The following is a 26446-nucleotide window of genomic DNA, read 5'->3' as shown; positions in this document are numbered from 1 at the left end:
CACCGTGCGTCACAGGCGGTGCGCAACCTGACAGCGCGGGACGGGGCGCACGGGGACGCCGCGGCCGTGTCGCGGCAGAAAGGCCGGCGACCGTCCCCGGGGCGTCGACATGGCGAGACGTCGCCGTCGGCGCAGGTCAGCGGCGTGTCACGGGCGACGCGCGCGGCGTCCCTTCCGGACGAGATGTCTCAGCACTAAGGTATCTAGTCATGGCAGCGGCGCGCCGGGTCCGGATCGGCATCGACACCGGGGGCACGTTCACCGACGTGGTCGCCGTCGACGAGCAGACCGGTCAGACCACGACCACGAAGACCCCGTCCACCCCGGCCGACCCCGCCGAGGGCTTCCTGGAGGGCGTCCGCAAGGTGCTCGGCCTGATGGGGCTCGACGGCTCCGCGGTGACCGCGGTCAGCCACGGCACCACGGTGGCCACCAACCAGCTGCTCGAGGGCAGGCTCGACCGGATCGGGTTCGTCACCACCGAGGGCTACGAGTCGGTGCTGGAGATCGCCCGCCAGTCGGTGCCCGACGGCTACGGCAACAGCTACTTCTGGGTCAAGCCGCCGCGGATCGTCCCGGCCGACCTGGTGCGCACCGTGCGCGGGCGGCTGGACCACACCGGCGCCGAGGTGCGCCCGTTCGACCGCGACGACGCCGTCGCCGCCGCCCGGTTCTTCCGCGACGCCGGCATCACCACGATCGGCGTCTGCTTCCTGCACGCCTACGCCGACGACGTGCACGAGCGGGCCATGCTCCAGGTGCTGCGCGAGGAGCACCCGGGCGCCGTCGTCAGCATCAGCTCGCAGGTGCTGCGCGAGTACCGCGAGTACGAGCGGTCGGTGACCACGCTGGTCGACGCCGCGGTGAAGCCGCGGGTGGGCGCCTACGTCACCAACATCCGCACCCGCCTGGACGAGATCGCGCCCGGCGTGCCGTTCTACGTGATGAAGAGCAACGGCGGCGTGCTGTCCGCGGCCGAGGTGGTGCACCAGCCGATCACCACGATGCTGTCCGGCCCCGCGGCCGGGGCGCTGGGCGCCGCGCTCATCGCCGGGACGGCGGGCTTCGACCGGGTGCTCACCTGCGACGGCGGCGGCACCTCCACCGACGTCACCGTCGTGGTCGACGGCGAGCCGGCGCTCACCACCGAGGGCTCGGTGGGCGACTACCCGAGCAAGATCCCCATGATCGACGTCGTCACCGTGGGTGCCGGCGGCGGCTCGATCGCCTGGCTCTCGCCCGAGGGCACGCTCAAGGTGGGCCCGAAGTCGGCCGGCGCCGACCCCGGCCCCATGTGCTACCCGTCCGGCGGCGACCAGCCGACCGTCACCGACGCGCACGTCGTCCTCGGCCGGATCCCCCCGCACCTGCTCGGCGGCGAGATCCCGCTGTCGGCCGACGCCGCGCGGGCCGGCCTGGAGGCGCTCGGCGGGAAGCTGGGGCTGTCGCTGGAGCGCACGGCGCTCGGCATCCTGGAGATCTCCGCCTGGAACCAGGCCAACGCGCTGCGCCAGGTCACGGTGGCCCGCGGCCTCGACGTCCGCGACTTCACGCTCACCACGTTCGGCGGCTCGGGCTCGCTGCTGGCCTGCCGGCTCATGGACGTCCTCGGGCTGCCGCGCACGCTGGTGCCGCCGAACCCGGGCAACGTCAGCGCGTTCGGCCTGCTGACCGTCGACGTCCGCAACGACTACGTCCAGACCGTCGTCTCCAAGCACCTCGACCTCGACCTCGGCCGGGTGCAGTCGGTGTTCGCCGACCTGGAGGCGCAGGCGCGGACCGCCCTCGACGGCGAGGGCTTCGGCCGCGACGAGCAGCGGATGCAGCGCACCGCCGACCTGCGCTACGTGGGCCAGGCCTTCGAGGTGCGGGTGCCGGTCGCCGACGGGGAGCTCGACCGCGCCGCGGCCGAGGACGTCGCGCAGGCGTTCCACGCCGCGCACCGCCAGCTCTACGGCTACGACTTCGCCGACGACCCCCGGCAGGCGGTGGAGTGGGTGAACCTGCGCGTCAGCGGCATCGGGCCGATCCGCCGTCCCGACATCGTGGCGCTCCCTGCGAAGGACGGCGGCATCGAGCGGGCCCGCACCGGTTCCCGCCGCGTCTTCTTCGACGACTGGGTGGACACCCCGACCTACAACCGGCCCGACCTCGCCCCCGGCGACGTCGTCTCCGGCCCGGCGATCGTCGAGGAGTTCGGCTCCACCGTCCCGGTGCACCCCGGCTTCGCCGTCACCGTGGACACCTACGGCAACCTGCTGCTGACGAAGGAGTCGGGCCAGTGACCGCCACGTTCCCCACCGGGCCGCTGAACGCGACGGAGGTCGACGCCGACCCGGTCCTCGTCGAGATCGTGGCGGGCACGCTCGCCGCGATCGAGAAGGAGGTCGAGACCTCCATCGGGCGCACGTCGCGGTCGCCGATGATCCGCGACGCGCACGACTTCCGCGCCGGCATCCACGACCGCAACCTGCGCAAGCTCACCGGACGCTCGTACTCGGCGCTCGTGCACCCCGTGGTGCGCGACTACCCGATCGAGACGATGAACGTCGGTGACGTCTTCTTCCACAACGACGTCTACCTGTCCGAGGGCGGGATCGGGCACCTGCCCGACCTGTGCGTCACGGTGCCGGTGTTCGCGCACGACGCCGAGTCCGGTGAGCAGCGCGTCGTCGCGTTCATCCAGGCGTTCGGCCACCACGACGACATCGGCGGCGCGGTGCCCGGCTCGATGCCGTCGGCGGCGACCAGCGTGTACGAGGAGGGCCTGATGGTCCCCCCGATCAAGCTGTGGGACCGCGGCGTACCCAACGAGAGCGCGCTGAAGATCATGACCCGCAACTCGCGGATGCCCGACTCGCTGGCGGCCGACCTCGACGCGGAGTGCTCCGCCTGCCTGGCCGGCGCCCGCCGGCTCGGCGAGCTGTTCGACAGGTACGGCGTGGCCGCGGTCGAGGCCTGCTTCGACGCGATCCTGGCCAGCTCGACCGAGGTCTACCGCCGCGAGATCCTCAGCCAGATCCCCGACGGCACCTACGTCTGGGAGGACTACGCCGAGCACGACGGCGTCGAGGAGCCGCAGCTGCACCGCCAACGGATCACGCTGACCATGGACTCCACCCAGGAGACCCCGCTGGTCATCGACTTCACCGGCACCGGCCCCCAGGCCAAGGGCCCGATCAACCACTGCGGCGACTACGCCGACGGCAACTTCCTCAAGAAGTGGCTGGCGCCGATCCTGCGCAACCTGGCCGAGACGCCGGAGCGGATGGCCCAGCTGGACGTGAACGAAGGCGTCGTCCCGCTGATCGAGATGCGGTTCCCGGAGAAGGGCACGCTGCTCACCCCCGTCTTCCCGGCACCCACCAACGCCCGGACCTTCGTGATCCTGCGGCTGCTCGGCGTCCTGGCCGGTGTGCTCGCGAAGGCGACCGGCGGCCGGATGCCCGCCGACCAGGAGACGATCCGCTACACCGGCGTCTACGGCACCGACGTCGACGGCGAGCCCTACCTCATGCGCGAGGTCCTCGGCGGCGGCTCGGGCGGGCGGTACTACGCCGACGGCGAGGACACCATCCACGTCGTCCCCGACTCCCGGAACCTGCCCACCGAGTTCACCGAGGGTCGCTTCCCCCTGCGCATCGAGCGGCTGGGCCTGGCGACGGACTCCGGCGGCGCCGGGCGCCACCGCGGCGGCTGCGGCTACGAGAAGCACATCCGCGTGCTGCGCGACGCGCACTTCATGTCGATCGCCGACCGCTCGATCCTCGCCTGCTGGGGCGTGAAGGGCGGGAAGGCCGGCCGGCCGTTCCAGATCACCGTCGACCCGGGCGGCCCGGACGAGCACGAGGTCGACGCGCTCGCCGACGCCGAGCCGCTCAAGGCCGGCACCGTCGTCCGCATCCGGACGACGGGTGGCGGCGGCTGGGGCGACCCGCTGGACCGGCCGGTCGAGGAGGTGCTGCGGGACATCGCCTGGCGCAAGGTGTCGGTCGCGGGTGCCCGCGACGACTACGGCGTCGTCGTCCGCGAGGACGGGACCGCCGACGAGGCGGCCACCGAGGAGCTGCGCGCGTCGATACGGGCGAGCCGCACCGGCGAGGAGCCGTTCTTCGACCGCGGCCCCGGCTACGCCCTGCTGTCCGGCGGCGCGACCTCGAACGAGTTCGACGTCCTCTGACGGCTCGTGCTCTGCCCCGCGCCTCGGGGGGAGCACGAGCCGTCGGGGACAGCCGGTGCAACTCAGGTCACGGGGTCGGTGGTGCCGGGGCCGGGCTTGGCGTCGTCGCCGGTGACGCCCTCGTCGCCCTGCGCGGAGGTGTCCTCCTCGACGCCGTCGGGACGCAGCGGCGTCTCCTCGAGCGCGTTCTCCCTGGCCTGGTCGCGGTCGGTGCCGGGTACCTCGGTCATCGGGTCCTCCCTGTCGTGGGGTCGCGCGGCGGTCGGGTGGGGACGGCCCCCCTCCCCTACCCCGCGGCCCGGGCGGCAGGCCCCGCTTCGCCCCCGGCTGAACGGGCCGCGAGCCAGCGGGCGGTGGCGGCGTCGGCGGGCAGGAACGCCTCCACCGACAGCTCCGCGGCGGTGAGGTCGACGGCGGTGCCGAAGGTGGTCACCGTGCTGAGGAAGCACAGCACGTCGTCGCCGGCGCGCAGGCGCAGCGGCACCGCGATCCCGTCCGGCGTCGAGCGGTCGGTGCCGCCGGGCAGCGCGGTGAGCTCGCGGTGCAGGGCGGCCAGCGCGGGGTCGCCGGTGAGGTCGGCCTCGCGGGCCAGCCGGTGCAGCACGTGCGCCCGCCACTGCGGCAGGTTGAGCACCCGCGGCGCGAGCCCCTCCGGCGACAGGCTGAGCCGCAGCACGTTGACCGGCGGCTCCAGCAGGTGCGCGGGCAGGCCCTCGAGGAACAGGTCGACGCCGCGGTTGGCCATCACCAGCTCCCACGAGCGGTCCACCACCAGCGCGGGGAACGGCTCGTGCGCGGTGAGCACCAGGTCCAGCGCGCGGGTGACCGCCGCCATGTCGGGGTCACCCAGCCCCCGGCGGCCGTAGGCGGGCGCGAAGCCGGCCGACAGCAGCAGCTCGTTGCGCTCGCGCAGCGGCACCTCCAGCCGCTCGGCCAGCCGCAGCAGCATCTCCCGGCTCGGCCGCGCGCGGCCGGTCTCCAGGAAGCTCAGGTGCCGCGCGGAGACCTCGGCGTCGGAGGCCAGGTCGAGCTGGGACAGCCGGCGGCGCTGCCGCCAGCCGCGCAGCAACTCCCCGACGGGTGGGCGGACGGCGGTGGTCACGGCGCGGACGCTAGTGACGACGGCGGCCGGCGTCGCCTACCTCGCAGGTAATCGACGCGCTTCCCCGCCGGGGCCACCGTTCCGGCCATGACAACGACCACCTCCCGCCCCCGCACCCCGTCCCTCCTGGGCGCCGACCCGCTGCGCACCGCGCTGCGCCTCGACGCCGTCGTCTCCGGCGCCAACGGCCTGGCCTACCTGGCCGCCGCCCCGCTGCTGGCCGACCTGCTCGGCGTCCCCGCCGGGGCGCTGCGCGGCCTGGGCGGCTTCCTGCTGGTCTTCGCCGCGGGCGTCGCGCTGGTCGCCGCCGGACGGCCGGTCCGCGCCGGCGCCGTCGAGGTCGTCGTCGGCGGCAACCTGCTGTGGACGGCGGGCAGCGTCGCCGCCGTCGTCGCCGGCCGCTTCGACCTCACGACCGCCGGCACCGTCTGGGTGCTGCTCCAGGCCGCCGTCGTCGCGGGGTTCGCCGCCCTGCAGCTCGCCACCCTCCGCACCCGCTGAAACCGAAGGAGAACCCCCGTGACCGCCACCCCCGCCCTCGCCGACCGCTACCTCGCCGCCTAGAACGAGACCGACCCCGCCGCCCGCCGGGCCCTCGTGGACGCCCTGTTCACCGAGGACGTCCGCTACACCGACCCGCTGGCCGACGTCTCCGGCCGCGAGCAGCTCTCCGGCCTCATCGGCGCCGTCCAGGCGCAGTTCCCCGGCTTCGTCTTCCGGCCCGCCGGGGACGCCGACGCCCACCACGACCAGGTGCGTTTCACGTGGCACCTCGGGCCCGACGGCGCGGAGGCCCCGGTGACCGGGTTCGACGTCGCCGTCACCGACGGGGACGGCCGCATCGCCACCGTGCTGGGCTTCCTCGACCGCGTGCCGTCCTGACCGCGCCCCGCGGGACCCGCCCCGCGACCTCAGCCGCGCCGCCGCTTCCACCAGCGGCGGCGCGGTGGCGTGTCCGGGAGCGCGGCGGCCGGCGGCGGGGGCGGCGGGCGGTCCCGGCGCCAGCCCTCGACCAGCGCCTCGACGTCGGCCAGGCCCGGCACCGGCGACCAGCGGCTCTCCTGCGGCCGGCGCCAGAAGGCCTCGACGCGGGCGTTGTAGTCCTCGGCGACGGCCCGGACGGCGTCCTCCGACGGCAGCCCGGCCACCCGGGCCGGCAGGTCGTCGCGCTCGCGTCGCAGCGCGAGCCCGGGCGGCAGCATCTCCGCCGGCGCGATGCCCTCCCGGCGGGCCTTGGCGACCGCCCAGTCGAACACCGTCTCGTCGGGGTCGAAGGCCGGCAGCGGCCGGCCGGTCCCGCGCAGACCGGTGAAGTCACCGCGCTCCTGCGCCTGGCCGATCTGCCGCTCGACCCAGGTCTCGAAGGACACCCCGGGCGGCTTGCGGTCGGTCACGCCCCCATCGTCCGCCTCTGCCAGGCTCCCCTGCATGCGCACCACGGGCAGCCGGGAGGTCTACCGCAACCCCTGGATCCGGCTGCGGGAGGACACCGTCGAGCGGGCCGACGGCTCGACCGGCGTCTACTCCGTCGTCGAGAAGCCGCACTTCGCGATCGTCATGGCGGCCGAGCGCGGCGGGTTCTGGCTGGTCGAGCAGTTCCGGCACCCGATCGCCCGCCGCGCCTGGGAGTTCCCGCAGGGCACCTGGTCCGTCGAGGCGCTGACGGCCGGGCAGGGCGGGACGCCGGAGGAGCTGGCCCGCGCCGAGCTGGCGGAGGAGACCGGGCTGCGCGCCGGCCGGCTCGAGCACCTCGGCCGGCTCGACCTCGCGCCGGGCCTGTCGACGCAGGAGTTCGACGTCTGGCTGGCCGGCGACCTCACCCCCGGCCCGACGGCGCGCGAGGCGACCGAGGCCGACATGGTGAGCGCGTTCGTGACGGAGACCGAGCTGCGCGCCATGGTCGCCGACGGCCGGTTCACCGACGGCCCGTCCCTGGCCGCCTGGGCCCTCCTCCTCCTGAGGGGCCATTAGCCCGACAAGGGCCCCTGGAGGCCGGATCAGGCGGCGCGGAGGGTGCGCAGGGGCGTGGTCACGCGGGCGAGCTCGTCGAGCATCGCCTTCCCGCCGGCCTCGAGCTCGGCGTTGGGCACGAACTCGTCGTCCTCGTCGAGGAACTGCGCAAAGAACGGCACCGACACCGCCTCGGGCACGGTGTGCACCCGCAGCGCGCCGAGCACCGGCTTGAGCGCCGAGGAGGCGCGCAGCCCGGCCGAGACGCCGCCGTAGGTGACCAGGCCCGCGGCCTTGTCCGCCCACTCGGCCGACAGGTAGTCCAGCGCGTTCTTGAGCGACGCCGGGAAGGAGTGGTTGTACTCCGGGGTGACGAAGACGAACGCGTCGGCGCGGTCGACGGTCGCGCTCCACCGCTTGGTGTGGTCGTGCACGTACTGGCGCAGCCGCGGGTGGTTCGGCTCGTCGAACACGGGCAGGCCCACCTCGGCGAGGTCGACGAGCTCGACGTCGAAGGCACCGTGGGCCTCCGCGAGGCGCTGCACCCAGCGGGCGACGGCGATGCCGCGGCGGCCGGGACGGGTGCTGGCGGCGACCACCTGCAGGACGGGACGGGACACGGGGACCTCCGGGAGAACGGCTTCGTGAGCGCTCAACCGTTGCCCGGGCCGACCGCATCCCGGACGCAGCGTGATCCCGCCCGCAGCTCGTGACCCGATCGTGCCTGGACACCGGCGGGCCGCTCGTGCCCGCCTCCGCCGCCGTCGCGCAGCGTCGCGGACATGCCCTGATGGGGTGACCCGGCAGCTCAGGGGCCTGCGGACCGCGCCGGCACCCCCGACGCTGGCCGGGTGCCGCTCTCCGCCCCGGGCCTCCCCGGCCTGCCGCCCGACCTCGCCGGGCCGGTCGCGGTGCAGCTGGCCAAGCCGGTGCGCGACCTGCCGACCGGCGACGCGCTGCCCGGCGGCTGCCGGTACGAGCCCAAGTGGGACGGCTACCGGCTGGTCGTCGTCCGCGGCGCCACCGGCACCCGGCTGTGGTCCAAGCAGGGCCGCGACCTCACCGACCGCTTCCCCGACGTCGCCGCGGCCGCCCTCGCGCAGGTGCCGGCCGGCACGGTCCTCGACGGCGAGGTGGTCGTCTGGAACGGCGAGCGGCTGGACTTCGGCCTGCTCCAGCGGCGCCTGGTCACCCCGCCGTCGCGGATGGCCGCCCTGGCCGCCGCGCACCCGGCCTCCTACGTCGCCTTCGACCTGCTCGCCGCGGGCGGGGCCGACCAGCGCCGCCGCCCGCTGCGCAGCCGCCGCGCCGCGCTGGAGGAGCTCGCCGGCCGGTGGGCGCCGCCGCTGCAGCTCTCTCCCGTCACCGCCGATCCGGCCGAGGCGCGGCAGTGGGCCGCCGACCTGCGCCCGCTCGGCGTCGAGGGCGTGGTCGCCAAGGGCGCGGCCACCCGCTACTCCGGCGGCCGGCGCGAGTGGCTCAAGGTCAAGACGTGGGACACCACCGAGGTGGTCGCCGGCGGCGTCATCGGCACCCTCGACGAGCCGGGCCAGCTGGTCGCGGGCCGGTACCGCGACGGCGAGCTCGTCGTCGTCGGCCGCACGGGCCCGCTCACGCCGGCCCAGTCGGCCGAGCTGGCCGCCGTGCTCACCCCCGCCGGGGAGGACCACCCCTGGCCGGAGCGCATCGGCACCGGCCGCTTCGGCGGCGGGCGGCTGTCGGTGGCGCTGACGCGGGTCGAGCCGACCGCCGTCGTCGAGGTCAGCGCCGACGCGGCCCTGACCGCCGGGGTGTTCCGCCACCCGCTCCGCTTCGTCCGGGTCCGCCGCGACCTGCGCCCCGAGGACGTGCCGCCCGCGGACTAGCGGCCGGGGCGCTGCCGGTCACGGACGCTGGGGCAGCCGCCCGAGCGACACCAGGAACCGGCGCAGCAGCCCGGACAGCTGCGCGAGCTCGGCCTCCGACAGCCCGGCCAGCATGCCGCGCTCGGTCTCCAGGTGGTCGGGCAGCGCGGCGTCCAGCGCCTCCCGGCCGGCCCGGGTCAGGGTGACGACGACGGCCCGCCCGTCGGCCTCGCTGCGGGTGCGGGTGATCAGCCCCTTCTCCTCCAGCCGGTCCAGCCGCTGGGTGATCGCCCCGGAGGTGACCAGGGCCGTGCGCATGAGCGCGGTCGGGGTGAGCTGGTAGGGCTCCCCCGCCCGGCGCAGGGCGGCGAGGACGTCGAAGGACGGCGCGTCGAGGCCGTGCCGGGCGAAGGTCGCGCGCTGGGCGAGGTGCACCTCGCGCTGCAGCTGGGTGATCCGGCCGATGACGCCCATCGGCGAGCAGTCGAGGTCGGGCCGCTCCCGAGCCCACTGCTCGAGGATGAGGTCGACGGCATCCTCCACCCCGGTACCTCAGCAGTGAGACAACGGCAGCGTCAAGCCGCCCCGCGGCACGACGACGGGGCGTGCAGCGTGGTGGCCAGCCGTACCGTCAGCCCGCCGACCGGGCCCGGGAGCAGGTCCACGGAGTCCCACAGCTTGCGGGCCAGCCACAGCCCCATCCCGCCGGCCGCGAGGTCGTCGCCGTGCGCGGGCACGAAGCCGGCGAAGGGGTCGTCGTGACCGCGCCCGGAGTCGGTGACGGTGCAGACCACGCTCCGCTCGTCGGCCCACACCCGCGCCGAGACGGGCTGCCGGCCGTGCCGGAAGGCGTTGGCGGCCACCTCGCTCGCGGCGAGGTGCAGGTCGGCGCGCTGGTCGGGGTCGGGGACGACCGCCGCCAGCACGTCGCGGAGGGCACGGCGCAGGCGGGGCAGCGTGGGGACGTCGTCGACGGCGACGACGGGCGTCCCGGTCTCGAGCGGCTCCCGGACGGCGGCCAGCTCGCGCAGGCACGGGTCGGGCAGCACGTACTCCGAGTTGCTCACCCGCAGGCCGCCCATCAGCAGCTCGGGGTGGGTGGCCCGGGCGGTGTCCAGCGCGTCGTCCGGGACGTGGGACCGGTCGTAGACGCACAGGGCCGTGACCGGGAGCGCCCCGACCAGGGCGTTGGAGGCCGCCTCGTAGCGCCGGATCTCACGCCAGCGCCGGGGGTCGGGGCCGAACGTCGTCACGGCCAGGACGCGCAGCCGGCCCGAGCCGCTCGACAACGCACGGTCGAGCGCGGTCCGCAGCACGCCGACGGCATCCGGAGCGCGGGCTCCCAGCAGGCAGACCCGCCCGTCCACCTCGACGGCGCCGGCCCGGACCCCGAGTGCCCGGCGGACGGCGTCGGCCGCCTCGGGCGGGGCGGCGAGCACCGGCAGGTCACCGGCCCGCATGCCCTCGTCCAGGAACGCGGCGGCGACGTCGACCACCTCGGCCGGGCCGCGCACGAGCGCGGCGCTGTGCCGGAGGCCCGGACCGGCGGACGCGGACGCGGCGGGGTCCGACGCAGGCGCGTCCGATCCCGCTCCGGCCCTCGCCGGCGACGTCGCCGTACCTCGGTCCACTGGCCCCTCGACCACCCCGGGGCCGGGACTGCTCCGGCCCAACTCCCCGATTGTGGGCCACGTTCCTGGGAGCGCGCTCCCGGGGTCGGCCCCGGGTCCTCCGAACGGGGCGGGCGGCGCGCCGTCGGACCCGGCTCAGGTCCTCTCGAGCACCCCGCCCAGGGCCAGCACCCGGCGGGGTGCGCTGCCCTCGGCGGTGGCGATGTCAAGCCGGCCCCGCCGGGCGGCGGCCGCGGCGCGCAGTTCGAGCGCGAGCCCGACGCCGGCGCTGGCCAGGTAGGTGACCTCCCGCAGGTCGAGCACCGCCCGCCCGCCGGCCGGCAGCTCCTCCAGCGCCCGCAGCGCCTCGGCCCGGAGCGCGGCGGCGGCGGCCAGGTCGACCTCGCCGGACGCCGCCAGCCGCAGGCCGTCGGGTCCGCGGGAGACGGTCAGCCGGGCGGGCTCCCCCACCTCCGCGACCGGCCGCAGCCGCACCGGCGGCGCGCCCGGGCCGGGGCCGGCCGGGACGAAGCGGAAGCGCACGGTGGTGCCGGTGCCGTCCGTGCCCTCGTCGTCGGGCGTACGGGCGACCTCGACGTCGGTGGCCAGTGCCGAGATCAGCTCCAGGCCGCGGCCGCGGTGGCCCCGGTCGGCGGGCGCGGGCCGCCACACGCCCTCGTCGCGCACGCAGACGTCGACGCTGCCGTCGGCGGTCCGCTCCAGGCGGTACTCGCAGCGCCCCCCGCCGCCGTTGCCGGCATAGGCGTGCTCGACGGCGTTGGCCAGCGCCTCGCCCAGGGCCAGCTGCAGGTCGTCGACGCCGTCCTCGGAGAGGCCGGCCGCCCGGGCCCAGGCGGTCACCGCGCGCCGGACGCCGCGCAGCCGGGCGGGGTCGGCGGGCAAGGTCTCGTGCAGCGGTGGCGGCGTCACGCGCACGGCGATGACCGCGACGTCGTCGGGCAGCGCCGTCTCGTCCAACACGCCGGCGAGCAGCGCGCGGGTCAGCCCGGCGGGGGCGACGTCGGAGAGCGCGGCGGCGGCGTCGGCGACCCGCTGGAGGCCGGTGTCCAGCGGCTCGCCGCGGCGCTCGACGAGGCCGTCGGTGTAGAGCAGCAGCGTGGTGCCGGGCGCGACGTCGACCGACCCCTCGGCGTAGGGCCGGCGGCCCGGGGCGCCCAGCACCGCGCCGGCGCCGTCCTCGAGGAAGGAGGCGCGGCCGTCGGCGACCAGCAGCGGCGGCGGGTGCCCGGCCCGGGCGTAGCGCACCGTGCCGGCCCGCCAGTCCAGCACCAGGCAGGCCGCCGTCGAGGCGAGCGAGCCGGGCAGCCGTGCCGCGAAACGGTCGAGCAGCTCCAGCGCCTCGGCCGGCGCGCAGCCCTGCAGCAGGGCCGCGGACAGCGCGCTGCGCAGCTGGCCCATGACCGCCGCGGCCGACGGGCCCTGGCCGACGACGTCGCCGACCGCGATCCCCACCCGGTCCTCGCCGAGCTCGACGACGTCGTACCAGTCGCCGCCGGCGGACGTGCCGGCCGCGCCGGGCAGGTACTGCGCGGCCAGCGCCAGCCGCTCCAGGCGGGGCAGCTGCGAGGGCAGCAGGCTCAGCTGCAGGGTCTGCGCGATGCCCTGCTCGGCGCGGTACAGGCGGGCGCGGTCGAGGGCCTGCGCGCACTGCTCGGCGACGGCGAGCAACATGCCCCGCTCGGCGGGGGAGAACGTGCGCGCCTGCGGGAAGCCGACGCCGACGACGCCGACCACCCGGCCGGCCACCAGCAGCGGCAGCGCCACGGTGGCGGCCAGGCCGAACGAGCGCAGCGTCTCGGCCCGGTCGGGCGCGAGGTCGCCGCGCACACCCGGCCAGTCGGCCATGTCGTCGATCCACACCGGCCGGCGCTCGGTGACCGCCGTGGTGACGGCGAGCGGCGCCGACAGCGGCAGCGCCGACCACCGGGCCCGGTCGACCGGGTCGTCGCCGGTGAGGGAGAGCAGGAGTAGGCCGCGGCCGGTGTCGTCGAGCTCGAAGACGCCGGCCCGCGCGTCGTGTCCGGCCAGCGTGACCAGGTGGCCGGCCGCGGCGCGGGCGACGTCCTCGGGCGTGGTGGCCGCCGACAGCTCGGCGGTGACCCGCTGCAGCAGCCGCAGCCGTCGCGCGGTCGCCCGTTCGTCGGCCAGCAGCAGGGCGTTGTCGAGAGCCAGCGCGGCACGGGCGGCGATCTCCTCGACCAGCGCCCGGTCGTCCTCGTGGAAGGCGGCGGCGTCCCCCCGCCGGCCCAGGGACATGACCGCACGCACCCGCCCGCGGACGCTGAGCGGGACGACGAGCGCCGAGTGCATGTCCAGCCGGATGCCGTCGTCGCTCCCCGACTGCCGGGTGCGCAGCACCGGGGTCCCGGTGCCCAGCACCTCCAGGCCGATCCCGGCGTGCGGCTCCAGGTGGTCGAGCGCGGCGCGTGCGCCGTCGTCGACGCCGGCCCGGCCGGCGTAGCGCAGGCGGCCGTCCTCCCCCACCACCCGGACCGAGCACACGTCGGCCAGCCGCCGCCCGACCAGCAGACGGGCGAGCTCGGCGAGCTGGCCCGCCACCTCGGTCTCGCGGTCGAGCGCCGCGCCGACCTCGGCCAGCAGCGTCTGCCGCTCGGTCTCCTGGTAGCGGGCGTTGATGTCGGTGCAGCTGCCCACCCAGCCGCCGGGCCGGCCGCTGCCGCCGATCGGGACCGCCCGCTCCAACAGCCAGTGCCAGGCGCCGTCGGCCCGGCGCAGCCGGAACTCGACCTCCCACCCCTCGCCGCGGGCGGTGGCCGCGGCGACGGCTGCGTCGTAGCGCTCCCGGTCCTGCGGGTGCAGGCCCTCGCGCCAGCCGTCGCCGAGCTCGGCCGCGTCGGGGCGGCCGGTGTAGGCGGTCCAGCCGGCGTTGAGGAACACCCGCCGGCCCTCGGGCCCGGCCACCCAGATGAGCGCCGGCGCGAGGTCGGCCATGGCGGTGAACCGCTCCTCGGCCTCCCGCCGGGCGCGGCCCAGCTGGAGGTGGGCGTCGACCCGGGCCAGCAGCTCCTGGGCGGAGAACGGCTTGACCAGGTAGTCGTCGGCGCCGGCGGCCAGCCCCTCGACCGCGGCCTCCTGGCCGGCCCGCGCGGAGAGCAGCACCACCGGCACGCGCGCGGTGCGGGGGTCGGCGCGCAGTGCGGTGAGCAGCTCCATGCCGTCCATCCGCGGCATCATCACGTCGCTGACGACGAGGTCCGGCGGGTCGGCGAGGGCCGACTCCAGCGCCGCCCGGCCGTCGGTGACCGCCCGGACCTCGTGCACGGGCGCGAGCAGCCGAACGACGTAGTCGCGCATGTCGGCGTTGTCGTCGGCGACCAGCACGCGGCCGGCGCGCACACCGGGCACCGCCGGGGGGACCGGCCCGCCGTCGGGGTCGTCGCCGGGCAGCCAGCGCAGCGCCTCGGTGACGAACGGGGTGGCCGCCGGCGACACCGCCGGCGGCTCGGCCGTTCCCGGGACGACGCGGTCGGCGGGCAGGTGCGCGGTGCCGGTGGGCACCGTGACGGTGAACGTGGTGCCGACGTCGGGCGCGCTCTCGACCTCGACCGTCCCGCCGTGCAGCCCGGCCAGCTCGCGCACCATCGCCAGGCCGATGCCGCTGCCCTCGCCGGAGCGGGCGCGGGCGCCGGAGACACGGGCGAAGCGCTCGAACAGGCGGGGCAGCTCGGCGGCGGGGATGCCGGTGCCGGTGTCGGCGACGGTGAGCACCGCGGCGCCGTCGCGCTCGCGCAGCCGGACGGTGATGCCGCCGGTGAAGGTGAACTTCAGCGCGTTGGACAGCAGGTTGAGGACGACCTTCTCCCACATGTCCCGGTCGACGTGCACCGGCCCGGACAGCGGTGGGCAGTCGACCGTGAGCGCGAGCCCGGCCCGCTCGACGGCGGAGCGGAACACGCTGGCCAGCTCGGCGGTGACCGCGGCGAGGTCGACGGGCTCGAAGCGGGCGTCGATGCGGCCCGCCTGCAGCCGGGAGAAGTCGAGCAGGGTGTTGACCAGCTTCTGCAGCCGCAGCGCGTTGCGCTCGACGACCTCGAGCTCCTGGACGGCCCGCGCGTCGGCGGCGAGCGCGGGCGAGGACCGCAGCTCCGCGACCGGGCCCATGATCAGCGTCAGCGGCGTCCGGAACTCGTGGCTGACGTTGCTGAAGAAGTCGGTCTTGGCCCGGTCGAGCTCGGCGAGGGCCTCCGCGCGACGCCGCTCGGCCGCGTGGCTGCCCGCGTTGGCCAGGCCGGAGGCGATCTGGCCGGCGACCAGCTCGAGGAAGCCGGTGTAGGCCTCGTCGAGGGCGCGGTGCGGGTTGAGCCCGACGACGAGGAACCCGGCGACACCGGCGGCGTCGGGCAGCGGGGAGGTGACGGGCACGGCCAGCGCCTGCGCCGGCGGGCGGTCCCAGGCGCCGGTGGGCAGGTCGGGGAGGTGGTCGAGCACGTCGACGACGACCTGCTCGCCCGCGCGCAGCCGGGACAGCGGCCACACCGCGTCGTCGGCCAGGGACTCCGGTGCCGCGGCCGACCCCGGGACCAGCCCGGTGGTGGCGCCGAGCCGGGCGGTGCCGTCCTCGTCGACGAGGTAGGTGGCGGAGAAGGGCAGGTCGGCGTCGTTGCGGGCGAGCTGCCGGCCGACGGCGGCCAGCACGTCGGCCTCGGTGCGCGTGGCGGCCACCGCCGTCGCGAGGTCGCGCAGGCTCGCCATCCGCCGCTCGGCGAGCACCCGGTCGGTGTTCTCCGTGACGACGCAGAGCATCCCGGCGGTGCCGCCGTCGTCGTCGGAGACCGGGCTGTAGGAGAAGGTGTGGTAGGTCTCCTCCGGGTAGCCGCTGCGCCGGAGGAACAGCAGCAGGTCCTCGTCCCAGGTGGCGGTCCCGGTCTCGAGGACCGACTCGATCCGGGGGGCGATGTCGTCCCAGATCTCCGCCCAGACCTCGGACGCCGGGCGGCCCAGCGCCCACGGGTGCTTCCCCTGCAGGGTGTCCCGCTGGTAGGCGTCGTTGTAGAGGAACGAGAGCTCGGGACCCCACGCGGCCCACATCGAGAACCGCGACGTGAGGACGATCCGCACGAGGTTGCGCAGCGCCGACGGCCACCGCTCGGGCGGGCCGAAGGGGGTCGCCGACCAGTCGCGGGCGGCCATCTCCCGGCCCACCTCGCCGCCGCCGGTGAAGAGCGAGGTGCGCGCGTCCCCGGTCACCGCGCCACCACGCCCGGCAGCCTAGGCGCTGGTCTCGGGCCGCGCCGCGTCCCGTCCGGCCAGGCCGTCGAGAACGGGACGGTCCAGTCCGGTGGCCGCGGCCACCTCGGCGTCGTCGACGGCGCCGCAGTCGAGCCCGCGCAGCACCACGCCGGCGAGCGCGCGGGCCGTGGCCGGCTCGTCGAGCACCCCGGCGTCGGCCCGTTCCACGTAGGCCGACAGCCGCGCGGCCGCCGCCGGCAGCGCGCCGCGGAAGAACGCGTAGGTGGCGAGGTACCGGGTGACGAGCTGGGCGGGGTGTAGGTCCCAGCCCTGGTACAGGCCGCGCTCCAGCGCCCGGCGCACCAGCCCGGCGTGCACCTGCCAGCCGGCGTGCACCTGCTCCCGCGGGCCGACGGGCAGGACGTTGGTGGACCCGTCGACCGCCCGGGCGCCGGTGCCCGCGACGGCGACCTGCATGAGCTGCTTGGCGAGGTCGAGCGCCGGGTGGTCGGAGGACTGGTGCGCCGCCGCGATGCCCAGCGCCGCGCTGTAGTCGTAGGTGCCGTGGTGCAGGCCGGTCAGCCGCGGGCCGGCGGCGTGCACCATCCGCGCCAGCGTCACCGCGCCGTCGCCGCCGAGCACCGCCTGCGGCGTCTCCACCTGCAGCTCGAGGTCGAGGGCGACGCCGTGCGCGGCCTCCAGCGCGTCGAGCACGGGCAGGAAGGCGCGCACCTGCTCGACGTCGGTCACCTTGGGCAGGGTGACGGTGGCCCTCGTGGCCCTCGTGGCGCTCCCGGTCCCCAGGCGACCCAGGAACAGGTCGAGGGAGCGGACGCCGCGGCGGCGGGTCGGACCCTCCAGCGACTTCGCCCGGATCCCGACCGACGGCGGCGCGGCGCCGGCGGCGAGGTCGGCGGCCACCGCCTCCGCGGCACGGACGACGTCGCCGTCCTCGGCGTCCGGAGCCCCGCGGTAGCCGTCCTCGGCGTCGACCCGCAGGTCCTCCACGGGCTCGGCGGCGAGCTTGGCGCGCACCCGGGGCAGCACCTCGTCCAGCAGCCCGCCGTCGTACCCGAGGTCGGGCAGGCCGTGCTCGTCGAGCGCCGTGAGCGCCGCGGCGCCCCACGCGGCGGCCAGCCCGGGGACGACGGCGTCGGCGGGCACGTAGCAGGTGTGCACCGGCTGCCGGCCGGGCCGCTCCCCCCGGTACGCAGCCGCCCGGGCGGCGTCGACCGGGGCGAGGCGGCGGTCGAGCTCGGCGTAGACGTCGTCCCCCAGCATCAGTCCACCAGTTCGTAGGCGGGCAGGGTGAGGAAGTCGGGGAAGTCCCCGGCCAGCGCGACCTGCTCGAACAGCCGGCGGGCGTCGTCCAGGTGCGGCAGCTCGCCGATCCCGGCCACCTCCTCGGCGACGACGCGGCGCACCAGCTCCTCCGTCACCGTCTCGCCGGTGTCGAGCTCCACCCCCGCGTGCACCCACTGCCACACCTGCGAGCGGCTGATCTCGGCGGTGGCGGCGTCCTCCATGAGGCCGTGGATGCCGACGGCGCCGTTGCCGCCGAGCCACGCGGCCAGGTAGCGGATCGCCACCTCGACGTTGGCGCGCAGGCCCGCCATCGTGCGCCCGCCCGGGACGCCGGCGACGTCGAGCAGCTGGGCCGCGGTGACCGACACCTCGGGGCGCTGCCGGTCGAGCTGGTTGGGCCGGTCGCCCAGGACGGCGTCGAAGGCCTCCCGGCAGACCGGCACCAGGTCCGGGTGGGCGACCCAGGAGCCGTCGAAGCCGTCGCCGGCCTCGCGAGTCTTGTCCTCGCGGACCTTGGCCAGCGCTCGCTCGTTGGCCTCGGGGTCGCGGCGCGAGGGGATGGCCGCCGCCATGCCGCCGATCGCCATGGCGCCGCGGCGGTGGCAGACGGCGACGAGCTGGTCGGTGTAGGCGCGCATCATCGGCGCGGTCATGGTGACCGCGGCCCGGTCGGGCAGCACGAAGTCCGGCCCGGCCTCGCGGAAGACCTTGATGACGCTGAACAGGTAGTCCCAGCGCCCGGCGTTGAGGCCGGTGGCGTGGCTGCCCAGCGCGTGCAGCATCTCCTCCATCTCGAACGCCGCCGGGATGGTCTCGACGAGCATCGTGGCCCGGATCGACCCCTCGGGGATCCCGAGGGCCTGCTCGGCGGCGTCGAAGGCCAGCTTCCACAGCCCGGCCTCGAGGTGCCCCTCCATCTTCGGCAGGTACAGGTACGGGCCGCTGCCGCGGGCGAGCTGTTCGGCGGCGTTGTGGAACAGGTACAGCCCGGCGTCGACCAGCGCGCCCACGGCCGGCTGGCCGTCGACCAGCAGGTGCCGCTCGGGCAGGTGCCAGCCCCGGGGGCGGGGCACGATCGTCGGCAGGTCGCCGTCCTCGCGCAGCCGGTACTCCCGGCCCTCGGGGCTGGTGAAGGAGAGCCGGCGGCGGACGGCGTCGCGCAGCACGAGCTGCCCGGTGACGACGTTGCGCCAGTGCGGGGTGTTGGCGTCCTCGAGGTCGGCGAGCCAGACGTCGGCGCCGCAGTTGAGGGCGTTGACGGCCATCTTCGGCTCGGTCGGGCCGGTGATCTCCACGCGGCGGTCGACCAGGCCGGGCGGCGGCGGGGGCACCCGCCAGTCGCCGTCGCGGATCCCGGCGGTCTCGGGGCGGAAGTCGAGCCACCGGGCGGCGGCGATCTCGGCCCGGCGGGTGGCCCGGGCGGCCAGCAGCGCGTCGCGCTGGGGGCCGAAGCGGCGCTGCAGGTCGGCGACGAACTCCAGCGCCTCCGGGGTGAGCACCTCGTCGGCCCGCTCGACGTCGGGACCCTCCACGCGCACGTCCGTCACCGCTGCGTCCTCTCCTCGGCCGGCCGGGCTGCCATCCTGTCACCGTGTCCCGCCTCGACGAGTTCAACAGCGAGCCCGCCGACGCCGCCGTCGAGGCGCTCCGTGGCTGCAACGCCGCCCCCCGCTTCGCCGCCGGGCTGGTCGCCGGCCGCCCCTTCCCCGACGCCGACACGCTGGTCCGCCGCGCTGGCGAGGTGGCCCGGGCGCTGCCGTGGGACGAGGTGGAGATGGCGCTCGCCGCGCACCCGCGGATCGGCGACCGGGTGGAGGGCTCCTCGGCCGAGGCGCAGGCCTCCCGCCGGGAGCAGGGCTCGATGGGCGGCGCCGACGACGACACCCGCGCCGCCCTCGTCGCGGGCAACCGCGAGTACGAGGAGCGGTTCGGCCACGTCTACCTGATCCGCGCGGCCGGCCGTTCCCCCGACGAGATGCTCGCCGAGCTGCGCCGCCGGCTGACCAACGACGAGGACGCCGAGCGCGCCGAGGTGGTCGAGCAGCTCGCGCAGATCACCGAGCTGCGGGTGCGGGGGCTGGTGTCGTGAGTGTCAGCACGCACGTGCTCGACGCGGTGGCGGGACGGCCGGCGGCCGGGGTCGCCGTCCGGCTGTTCGCGGGCGACGACCTGCTCGCCGAGGGCGTCACCGACGACGACGGCCGCTGCCGGCTCACCGAGGAGGCCACCGCGGCCGGCCCGCACCGGCTGGTGTTCGGCACCGGTGCCTGGTTCGAGGCGCGCGGGACGGCGGCGTTCTGGCCGGAGGTGGCGCTGACCTTCGCCGTCGCCGAGCCCGCCGCCCACCACCACGTGCCGCTGCTGCTGTCGCCGTTCGCCTACTCGACCTACCGCGGGAGCTGACGCGCGCGGTTCCACGTGCAACACCCGCGCAACCGGAGTGCGGCAGGCTGCGCGGCATGGCGATCGTGCTCGGACCCAACCAGTACGGGAAGGCGGAGGTCCGCGTCGTCGCGGTCGACCGCAGCGGCCCCCGCCACGAGGTGGCGGACCTGAACGTCAGCACGAGCCTGCGCGGCGACTTCACCGCCGCGCACACCGAGGGCGACAACGCGCACGTCCTGACCACCGACGCGCAGAAGAACACCGTGTTCGCCTTCGCCCGCGACGGCGTCGGCTCGCCGGAGGCGTTCGGCCTGCGGCTGGCCCGCCACCTCGCCGGCTCCTACGACTGGATCACCGGCGCGCGGGTCGCCGTCGAGTCCTACGGCTGGGAGCGGATCGCCGTCGGCGGCCGGCCGCACGACCACGCCCTCCGCCGGCCCGGCGGGGAGGTGCGCACGGCGGTGGTCACCGTGGACGGGGACGAGGCGCACGTGCTCGCCGGCCTGACCGACCTCGTCGTCCTCAAGACCACCGGCTCGGAGTTCTGGGGCTACCCGCGGGACCGGTACACGACGCTGCCCGAGACCCGCGACCGCGTCCTCGCCACCGCGGTCACCGCCCGGTGGCGCCACACCTCCGCCGAGCTGGACTGGGACGCGCACTTCGACGGTGTCCGGACGACGCTGCTCGAGACCTTCGCCGCCACCCACTCCCTCGCCCTGCAGCAGACGCTGTACGCGATGGGCGAGGCGGTGCTCGAGCGCTTCCCCGACGTCGCCGAGGTGCGGATGTCGATGCCCAACCGGCACCACTTCCTGCAGGACCTCTCCGCCTACGGCCTGACCAACACCCCCGGCGAGGACGACGTGCTCGTCTACCACGCCGACGACCGCCCCTACGGCCTCATCGAGGGCACGGTGCTGCGCGACGACGTGCCGCCGGCGGAGGTCGCGTGGCTCGGCACGCCCGGCTTCTGCTGAGGTGGCACCCGTGAGCGACGAGCGCGAGGTCCTGACCTACGAGCTGTTCGGCGGCGCGGCCCGCGAGCTGGCGCAGCAGGTGGCCGACGACGGGTTCGAGCCCGACCTGATCCTGTCGATCGCCCGCGGCGGGCTGTTCCTCGGCGGGGCACTCGGCTACGCGCTCGACGTCAAGAACCTGTTCGTGATGAACGTCGAGTTCTACACCGGCGTGGACGAGCGGCTGGAGCTGCCGGTGGTGCTGCCGCCGACGCTGGACGCCGTCGACCTGACCGGCGCGCGGGTGCTCGTGGCCGACGACGTCGCCGACACCGGCAAGACGCTGGAGCTGGTGCGCGACTTCTGCGCCGGCTACGTCTCCGACGTGCGGACCGCGGTCGTCTACGAGAAGTCCCGGTCGCTGGTGAAGTGCGACTACGTGTGGCGCCGCACCGACGCGTGGATCGACTTCCCGTGGTCCTCGCAGCCCCCGGTGCGCAGCCGCAGCGCCCGCCCGCCGCACTGATGGCGGTCGAGCTCGAGCCGCTCACCCCGGAGAACGTGCGGGCGGTGTGCGACCTGCGCGTGGCCCCCGGCCAGGAGCACCTGGTGGCGCCCAACGCCGTCTCGATCGCCGAGGCGTACGTGTACCCGCAGGCCTGGTGCCGCGCGGTGCGCTCCGACGGGCGGCTGGTCGGCTTCGTGATGCTCTGGGACTCCCCCGAGGAGCTCGGGCACATGCTGTGGCGGCTGATGGTCGACGCCTCGGCGCAGGGCCGGGGCATCGGCCGGCAGGTGGTCGAGCAGGTGGTCGCGTACGTGCGCGCGCAGGGCGTGCGGGAGCTGCGGGTCAGCGTCGTCGACGGCGAGGGCGGCCCGGAGCCGTTCTACCGCTCGCTCGGCTTCGCGCGTACCGGCGAGATGGCCGACGACGAGCCGGTGCTGGCCCTCGGACTCTGAGCCGCGGCTGCGACGTGCCGGGTCGGCCCTCCTGCAGGGTCCCGCCGCGGGCGTGCGAGTGGCGGGGGGGCGGGAGGGTCCTCCTAGTAACGGAAGCGCGCGACCGACGACGCCAGCCCGGCGGCCATGCGGGCCACCTCCTCGATGGCGGCGCGGGCGTCGCCCATCGCCTGCGTCGTCGCGCCGGCCGCGCCCGCGACCTCGGCGATGTTCGCGGCGATCAGCTCGGCGGACCCGGCCGCGGCGGCCACGTTGCGGTCCATCTCCGCCGTCGTCGCGGTCTGCTCCTCGACCGCCGCGGCGATGGTCCCCTGCGAGCGGTCGATGACGGAGATGACCGAGGTGATCTCCCCGATCGCCCGGACCGCACCGTCGGTGTCGGCCTGGATGGCCTGCACGCGCCGCGCGATGTCCTCGGTGGCCCGCGCGGTCTCCTGCGCCAGCTCCTTCACCTCGGTGGCCACGACGGCGAACCCCTTGCCCGCCTCGCCGGCCCGCGCCGCCTCGATCGTCGCGTTGAGCGCGAGCAGGTTGGTCTGCTCGGCGATGCCGGTGATGACCCGGACGACGTCGGCGATCTCGGCCGAGGACGTGCCGAGCCGCTCCACCGAGGCCGTCGTCTCGCCGGCGACCACGACGGCCTGCCCGGCCACCCGGGCCACCTCGGCGGCGTTCTGCGCGATCTCCCGGATGCTCGCGCCCATCTGCTGCGAGCCCGCGGCGACGGTGGAGACGGTCGTGGACACCTCCCCGGCGGCGGTGGCGACGACGCCGCTGCGGGTGGAGGAGCTGTCGGCCAGGCGGGCCATGTCCGCGGCGCTGGCCGAGAGCTGCTCGGTGGCCGCGGCGAGGGTGGCCGACCCGTCGCCGATCGCGGCGACGACGCCGCGCACGTCGGCCAGCGCGGTCTCCAGCGCGACCGCCATCCGACCGACCTCGTCGCCGCTGGTCACGCCGCTGCCGCCGCGCAGGTCGCCGTCGGCCATCCCGGCCACGACGGCGGCGACCCGGCGCAGCGGCCGCACCACCGAGCGGGTGACCGCCCAGCCCAGCGCCGCGAGCACCAGCACGCCGGCGAGGGCGACCACGACGGCGAGGGTGACGGCGGTGTCCCGCTGGTCGGCGCTGGCCCGCGCGGCGGCGTCGGCCCGCGCGGTCACGGCCTCCCCGACGGCGGGCAGGTCGTCCTCGAGCACGGCGAACGCGGCGGCGAACTCCGGGTAGGCGGCGCGGGCGGCGGCCGGGTCGCGGCCGGCCAGGGTGACGATGCGGCCGGCGCTCGCGAGGTAGGCCTCGACCTCCGGCGTGACCAGCTCGACGGCGGCCGCGACGTCGTCGCCCAGGCCGGAGGAGCCGACGGCGGCGAGCACCTCGCGGAACGTGGCGTCGTGCGCGGCGAGGTCGGCGACCGCGCCGGCGTACTGCTCGCCGGTGCCGGTGAGCAGCGCCTGCAGCACGTCGCCGCGGACGGCGTCGTGCATCATGTCCGCCTCCAGCGCCTGCCCGGTGGCGCGCGTGGTGAGCAGCAGGACGTCGGTGCGCTCCCCGGTGCCGCGCAGCGCGGAGACGGTGAGGACCGCGAAGGCGGCCAGGGCCAGCGCCCCGACGGCGACGAGCGCGGCGAGCTTGACGCCCAGCGGGCGGTCGGACCAGGAGCGGACCACGGGGGCCTCCTCGCGAGGGGACGGCCGGTGCCGTCGCGAGGTCCATCGGCATCCGCTGGAGCGACTACAGCGGAAACGCCGCAGGTCAGCCCGGCCGCAGCACGTAGAAGCGGAAGAAGTCGTGCTCGACGGGCAGCACGTCGACGCCCGCGAACCCCGCCCCCCGGGCGTACGCGGCGAGCGTCGCGGGCCGCATGACGGTGCCGGTGCCCGCCGAGGGCCGGGTGGACAGCCCGTCGGGCAGGCAGCAGGTGAGGCTGTAGCCGTACATCAGCCGGTCCACGTCCCCGCCCGGCGCGGTGAACGTCTCGTCGACCTTCTCGTCGGCCACCAGGACCGTCCCCTCCGGCGCGACCAGCCCGCGGACCGCCGACAGCACGCCGACCGGGTCGGCGAGGTCGTGGACGCACTCGAACGCCGTGACCAGGTCGTAGCCGCCGTCCCGCTCGCCGAGGGCGGCGACGTCGGCCACCGTGAAGGTGACCCGGTCGGCCACCCCGGCGGTCTCGGCCGCCGCGCGCGCCTGCTCGATCGAGGGGGCGTCGACGTCGAACCCGTCCACCCGGGCGGCCGGGTACGCGGTCGCGACGCCGATCGAGGACCAGCCGAGCCCGCAGCCGACGTCGGCCACGCGGCCACCGGCCCGCAGGGCGGCGTCGACGTCGGGCAGCGCGGGCAGCACCTCCGAGCCGAGCGGCCCGGCGAAGAAGGGGCGGTTGGCAGCGGCCTGCGCCTCCCGGGCGTCGCGGCCCATCTCCGCCCAGCCCAGGCCGGTGCCCTCGCGGTAGACCCGCTCCAGCCGCGGGACGTTCCGGACGAAGGCCATGGCCGCCCAGGCCAGCGGGACCGTGTACAGCGGGTCGAGCTCGTCGACCAGCACGGCGCCGTAGCCGGGCGGCAGGGTGTAGCAGCGCTGCTCGGGAGCGGCGGCCGGGTCGTCGACGGCGAGGACGCCCGCGACGGCCTGCTGCTCGAGCCACTCACGGGCGTAGCGCGGGTCGGTGCCGGTGCGCTCGGCCAGCTACGCGGCGGTCGCCGGGGCCCCGTCGAGCGCGCGGTACCAGCCGAGCCGGCGGCCGAGCTCGACCGCGGCGACCTCGAGGGCCGCGGTGACGGAGGCGACGAGCCGCTCGGACAGCGCCTCGGGACCGGGGAGGGACGTCGTCATGCCCCCGCACCGTGGCCCGCCCGCGGCCGCGGGTCCAGCGTGCGCGTCCCCGGTCAGCGGCGGGTGGACACCGTGACGGTGAACCGGCGGTCGTGCGCGGCCGTCCGTGTGGGGCCGACCACGCGCCGCAGCGCCGCCCGGTGCGGCAGCCGGTTGTTCCAGACCGCCCACAGCTCCCCGCCGGGGCGCAGCACCCGCGCGGCGGCGGTGAACAACCGGTCGGCGGCGGCGGTGACCACCGCGGCGCCCAGGTGGAACGGCGGGTTGCAGACGACCAGGTCGGTGCCCGCGTCCGGCAGCGTGGCGGCCACGTCGTCGCGGAGCACCCGCACCCGGTCGAGCCCGCCGCGCGCCAGGGTGGCCCGCGCCGAGGCGACGGCGGCCGCGGACTGGTCGGTGGCGGTGACCGTCAGGTCCGGCCGGGAGCGGGCGAGGACGGCGGCGAGCACGCCGGTGCCGCAGCCGAGGTCGAGCGCGGTGCGGGCCTCCGGCGCGGCGTCCTCCAGCGCGGCGGCCAGCAGGCGCGTGCCGTCGTCGACCCGGGTGCCGGCGAAGGCCGCGCCGTGCGCGCAGACGTCGAGGCCGAGGGCGTCGTCGTGCCGGCAGCGCGGGAAGGAGGAGCGGACGCCGGGCCGCGGCCCGCGGGCCACCAGCAGCCGCGACTTCTGCCGCGCCAGCGACGCCGACACCTCGGTGAACCCGGCGCCGAGCACGTCGTTCATGCCGTGCGTCATGTGCTTGACCCGCCCGCCGACGAGCACGGTGACGGCGGGGTCGGCCGCGGCGGCGGCCAGCTCGGTGAGCTCGCGCAGCGCGTCGAGGGCCTTGGGCGCCTTGGCCAGCACCAGCGTGGCGCCGTCGAACAGCTCGGCGGTCAGCGGCCCGGACCCGTACGCGCCGGCCAGCCCGGTGCGCGCGGCGTTGCGGGCCAGCGCCTGCTCACCGACCAGCAGGTCCTGGTGCACGCGGACGTCGCGGGCACCGGCCGCGACCGCGCCGAGGGTGAGCGCGCCGTACGCGTCGTCGACGACGACCACCCGCTGGCGTGCCAGGTCCGGCGCGGTCTCGCGCGCGGTGTCGAGCAGCAGCCGGTCGGTGGCGTCGACGGCGACCAGGTCGGGCGCCTCGACGTCGGGCTCGCGCCGCAACCGCGCGAGCACCTCGTCAGGGGTCACGTGGCGGCGACGAAGGAGGCGACGGCGCGGCCGAGCTCCGGGCCGACGTCCTCCTGCAGGAAGTGCCCGCCACCGCGCAGGGTCGTGTGCGGCATGCCCTGCGCGCCGGGCACCAGCCGCTGGAAGACGCGGTCGCCGCCCCCGGTGATCGGGTCGGCGTCGGAGAACGCGGTGAGGAACGGCCTCTCCCAGCGCGACAGGACCTCCCACGCGGCCCGGTTGGCGGCCGCGGCGGGGTCGTCGGGCGCGGTGGGCACCAGGCTCGGGAACACCCGCGCGCCGGCCTTCGACGCCTCGTCGGGGAACGGCGCGTCGTAGGCGGCGACCACCTCGGGCGGCAGCGGGGCGACGGTGCCGTTGGCGACGACCCGGCCGACGTCGAAGGCGTCCGCGGTGGCCGCGAAGCGCTGCCAGGCGAGGAACGCCTCGCTCATCGGGGTGTCGCCGGTGGGCAGGCCGGTGTTGGCGACGACGACGCGGGCGAACCGGTCGGGGTGCTCGGCGACCAGCCGCAGCCCGACGAGCCCGCCCCAGTCCTGGCCGACCAGCGTGACGCCGACCAGGCCGAGACCCTCGAACAGCGTCTGGCGCATCCACTCGACGTGCGCCGCGTAGCTGTAGGCGGCCGGGTCGGTCGGCTTGTCGGAGCGGCCGAAACCGACCAGGTCGGGCGCGACGACGCGCAGGCCGGCGGCGGTGAGCTCGGGGATCACGTGCCGCCAGAGGAACGACCAGGACGGCTCGCCGTGCAGCAGGACGACGACCTCGCCGTCGGCCGGCCCGACGTCGACGACCGCGACGCGCAGCATCGTGCCGTCGCCGGCGTCGAAGGTGACGTAGGTCGGCGGGTACGGGAAGTCCGGCAGCGCGGCGAACCGCTCCTCCGGCGTGCGGACGACGTCCATTCCCGACCTCCCGGGGCATTGGAAGCTC

25 protein-coding genes are annotated in these 26446 nt (G+C 76.3%); 11 read left to right on the top strand and 14 right to left on the bottom strand.

What is annotated here, in order from left to right; translation table 11 throughout:
* Window positions 1–209: 209 nt before the first annotated feature.
* Window positions 210–2285 (top strand): hydantoinase/oxoprolinase family protein, encoded by a 2076-nt coding sequence (locus tag WA616_RS20120; protein ID WP_336032652.1) that lies wholly within the window; start codon window positions 210–212, stop codon window positions 2283–2285.
* Window positions 2282–4180: a hydantoinase B/oxoprolinase family protein gene (locus WA616_RS20115; protein WP_336032650.1), complete on the top strand. Its 1899-nt coding sequence runs from the start codon at window positions 2282–2284 to the stop codon at window positions 4178–4180. Before WA616_RS20120 ends, WA616_RS20115 begins: the two co-directional genes overlap by 4 nt.
* A gap of 62 nt (window positions 4181–4242) precedes the next feature.
* Here WA616_RS20115 and WA616_RS20110 read toward each other — a convergent pair whose 3' ends face one another.
* Both WA616_RS20110 and WA616_RS20105 read right to left on the bottom strand, forming a co-directional pair.
* Complete coding sequence (locus tag WA616_RS20110; protein ID WP_336032648.1) at window positions 4243–4410, bottom strand: hypothetical protein; 168 nt, start codon at window positions 4408–4410, stop codon at window positions 4243–4245.
* Window positions 4411–4466: 56 nt separating this feature from the next.
* On the bottom strand, window positions 4467–5282 hold the full coding sequence (locus tag WA616_RS20105; protein ID WP_336032647.1) for a helix-turn-helix domain-containing protein: 816 nt from the start codon (window positions 5280–5282) through the stop codon (window positions 4467–4469).
* An 87-nt stretch (window positions 5283–5369) separates the two neighbouring features.
* Between WA616_RS20105 and WA616_RS20100 the strand changes: the two genes are divergently transcribed.
* Together WA616_RS20100 and WA616_RS20095 are read left to right on the top strand one after the other, a co-directional pair.
* Complete coding sequence (locus WA616_RS20100) at window positions 5370–5783, top strand: hypothetical protein (protein WP_073422177.1); 414 nt, start codon at window positions 5370–5372, stop codon at window positions 5781–5783.
* 96 nt (window positions 5784–5879) lie between these two features.
* Window positions 5880–6164 (top strand): nuclear transport factor 2 family protein, encoded by a 285-nt coding sequence (locus WA616_RS20095; protein ID WP_336032646.1) that lies wholly within the window; start codon window positions 5880–5882, stop codon window positions 6162–6164.
* 29 nt (window positions 6165–6193) lie between these two features.
* Here WA616_RS20095 and WA616_RS20090 read toward each other — a convergent pair whose 3' ends face one another.
* A complete protein-coding gene (locus WA616_RS20090; RefSeq protein ID WP_336032645.1) occupies window positions 6194–6676 on the bottom strand; it encodes a J-domain-containing protein in 483 nt (160 codons plus the stop codon).
* Between the two features lie 34 nt (window positions 6677–6710).
* Here WA616_RS20090 and WA616_RS20085 point away from each other — a divergent pair, with 34 nt between their 5' ends.
* Window positions 6711–7253 carry an NUDIX hydrolase gene (locus WA616_RS20085; RefSeq protein ID WP_336032644.1) on the top strand — a complete coding sequence of 181 codons (543 nt, stop codon included), beginning with the start codon at window positions 6711–6713 and terminating at the stop codon, window positions 7251–7253.
* Window positions 7254–7279: 26 nt separating this feature from the next.
* Here WA616_RS20085 and WA616_RS20080 read toward each other — a convergent pair whose 3' ends face one another.
* Complete coding sequence (locus WA616_RS20080) at window positions 7280–7852, bottom strand: NADPH-dependent FMN reductase (protein ID WP_336032643.1); 573 nt, start codon at window positions 7850–7852, stop codon at window positions 7280–7282.
* A 231-nt stretch (window positions 7853–8083) separates the two neighbouring features.
* On the opposite strand from WA616_RS20080, the gene WA616_RS20075 reads away from it, so the two are divergent.
* A complete protein-coding gene (locus WA616_RS20075) occupies window positions 8084–9097 on the top strand; it encodes an ATP-dependent DNA ligase (RefSeq protein ID WP_336032641.1) in 1014 nt (337 codons plus the stop codon).
* A gap of 18 nt (window positions 9098–9115) precedes the next feature.
* Here WA616_RS20075 and WA616_RS20070 read toward each other — a convergent pair whose 3' ends face one another.
* From WA616_RS20070 to aceB, 5 genes are all read right to left on the bottom strand, one after another.
* A complete protein-coding gene (locus WA616_RS20070; protein ID WP_073422171.1) occupies window positions 9116–9619 on the bottom strand; it encodes a MarR family winged helix-turn-helix transcriptional regulator in 504 nt (167 codons plus the stop codon).
* A gap of 32 nt (window positions 9620–9651) precedes the next feature.
* Window positions 9652–10707, bottom strand: a complete 1056-nt coding sequence (locus WA616_RS20065; RefSeq protein WP_336032639.1) for a sensor histidine kinase — start codon at window positions 10705–10707, stop codon at window positions 9652–9654.
* Between the two features lie 135 nt (window positions 10708–10842).
* The gene (locus WA616_RS20060; protein ID WP_336032637.1) at window positions 10843–15915 is read right to left on the bottom strand and encodes a SpoIIE family protein phosphatase; all 5073 of its coding nucleotides are present in this window, start codon (window positions 15913–15915) and stop codon (window positions 10843–10845) included.
* 21 nt (window positions 15916–15936) lie between these two features.
* Window positions 15937–17178, bottom strand: coding sequence for a DUF6986 family protein (locus WA616_RS20055; protein WP_336032636.1), 1242 nt, complete (start codon window positions 17176–17178; stop codon window positions 15937–15939).
* Entirely contained in the window at window positions 17178–18749 is a 1572-nt protein-coding gene (aceB, locus tag WA616_RS20050; protein ID WP_336032635.1) for a malate synthase A, read from the bottom strand. The genes WA616_RS20055 and aceB overlap by 1 nt, the downstream gene beginning before the upstream one ends.
* 44 nt (window positions 18750–18793) lie before the next feature.
* Between aceB and uraD the strand changes: the two genes are divergently transcribed.
* The 5 genes from uraD to WA616_RS20025 are packed head-to-tail and all read left to right on the top strand — an operon-like array spanning window position 18794 to window position 21506.
* Window positions 18794–19291 (top strand): 2-oxo-4-hydroxy-4-carboxy-5-ureidoimidazoline decarboxylase, encoded by a 498-nt coding sequence (gene uraD, locus WA616_RS20045; RefSeq protein WP_336032634.1) that lies wholly within the window; start codon window positions 18794–18796, stop codon window positions 19289–19291.
* Window positions 19288–19605, top strand: coding sequence for a hydroxyisourate hydrolase (gene uraH, locus WA616_RS20040; protein ID WP_336032632.1), 318 nt, complete (start codon window positions 19288–19290; stop codon window positions 19603–19605). Before uraD ends, uraH begins: the two co-directional genes overlap by 4 nt.
* Before the next feature lie 56 nt (window positions 19606–19661).
* The gene (gene pucL, locus WA616_RS20035; protein WP_336032631.1) at window positions 19662–20567 is read left to right on the top strand and encodes a factor-independent urate hydroxylase; all 906 of its coding nucleotides are present in this window, start codon (window positions 19662–19664) and stop codon (window positions 20565–20567) included.
* A gap of 10 nt (window positions 20568–20577) precedes the next feature.
* Window positions 20578–21072, top strand: coding sequence for a phosphoribosyltransferase (locus tag WA616_RS20030; RefSeq protein WP_336032629.1), 495 nt, complete (start codon window positions 20578–20580; stop codon window positions 21070–21072).
* A complete protein-coding gene (locus tag WA616_RS20025) occupies window positions 21072–21506 on the top strand; it encodes a GNAT family N-acetyltransferase (protein ID WP_336032627.1) in 435 nt (144 codons plus the stop codon). Before WA616_RS20030 ends, WA616_RS20025 begins: the two co-directional genes overlap by 1 nt.
* 83 nt (window positions 21507–21589) lie before the next feature.
* Here WA616_RS20025 and WA616_RS20020 read toward each other — a convergent pair whose 3' ends face one another.
* The 5 genes from WA616_RS20020 to WA616_RS20000 all read right to left on the bottom strand — a co-directional run bounded on the left by WA616_RS20020 (window position 21590) and on the right by WA616_RS20000 (window position 26418).
* Entirely contained in the window at window positions 21590–23170 is a 1581-nt protein-coding gene (locus WA616_RS20020) for a methyl-accepting chemotaxis protein (RefSeq protein ID WP_336032625.1), read from the bottom strand.
* An 85-nt stretch (window positions 23171–23255) separates the two neighbouring features.
* On the bottom strand, window positions 23256–24050 hold the full coding sequence (locus WA616_RS20015) for a class I SAM-dependent methyltransferase (RefSeq protein ID WP_336032623.1): 795 nt from the start codon (window positions 24048–24050) through the stop codon (window positions 23256–23258).
* A 141-nt stretch (window positions 24051–24191) separates the two neighbouring features.
* Window positions 24192–24338, bottom strand: a complete 147-nt coding sequence (locus WA616_RS20010) for a hypothetical protein (RefSeq protein ID WP_336032622.1) — start codon at window positions 24336–24338, stop codon at window positions 24192–24194.
* 53 nt (window positions 24339–24391) lie between these two features.
* Entirely contained in the window at window positions 24392–25513 is a 1122-nt protein-coding gene (locus tag WA616_RS20005; RefSeq protein WP_336032621.1) for a class I SAM-dependent methyltransferase, read from the bottom strand.
* Window positions 25510–26418 carry a haloalkane dehalogenase gene (locus tag WA616_RS20000; protein ID WP_336032620.1) on the bottom strand — a complete coding sequence of 303 codons (909 nt, stop codon included), beginning with the start codon at window positions 26416–26418 and terminating at the stop codon, window positions 25510–25512. Before WA616_RS20000 ends, WA616_RS20005 begins: the two co-directional genes overlap by 4 nt.
* Window positions 26419–26446 lie beyond the last annotated feature (28 nt).

This window comes from Geodermatophilus sp. FMUSA9-8 (genome assembly GCF_037034165.1).
Taxonomy (GTDB): domain Bacteria; phylum Actinomycetota; class Actinomycetes; order Mycobacteriales; family Geodermatophilaceae; genus Geodermatophilus; species Geodermatophilus nigrescens.
Note: the sequence above shows the minus strand (reverse complement) of the source record. Positions and strands in the feature narration are given on the sequence as shown.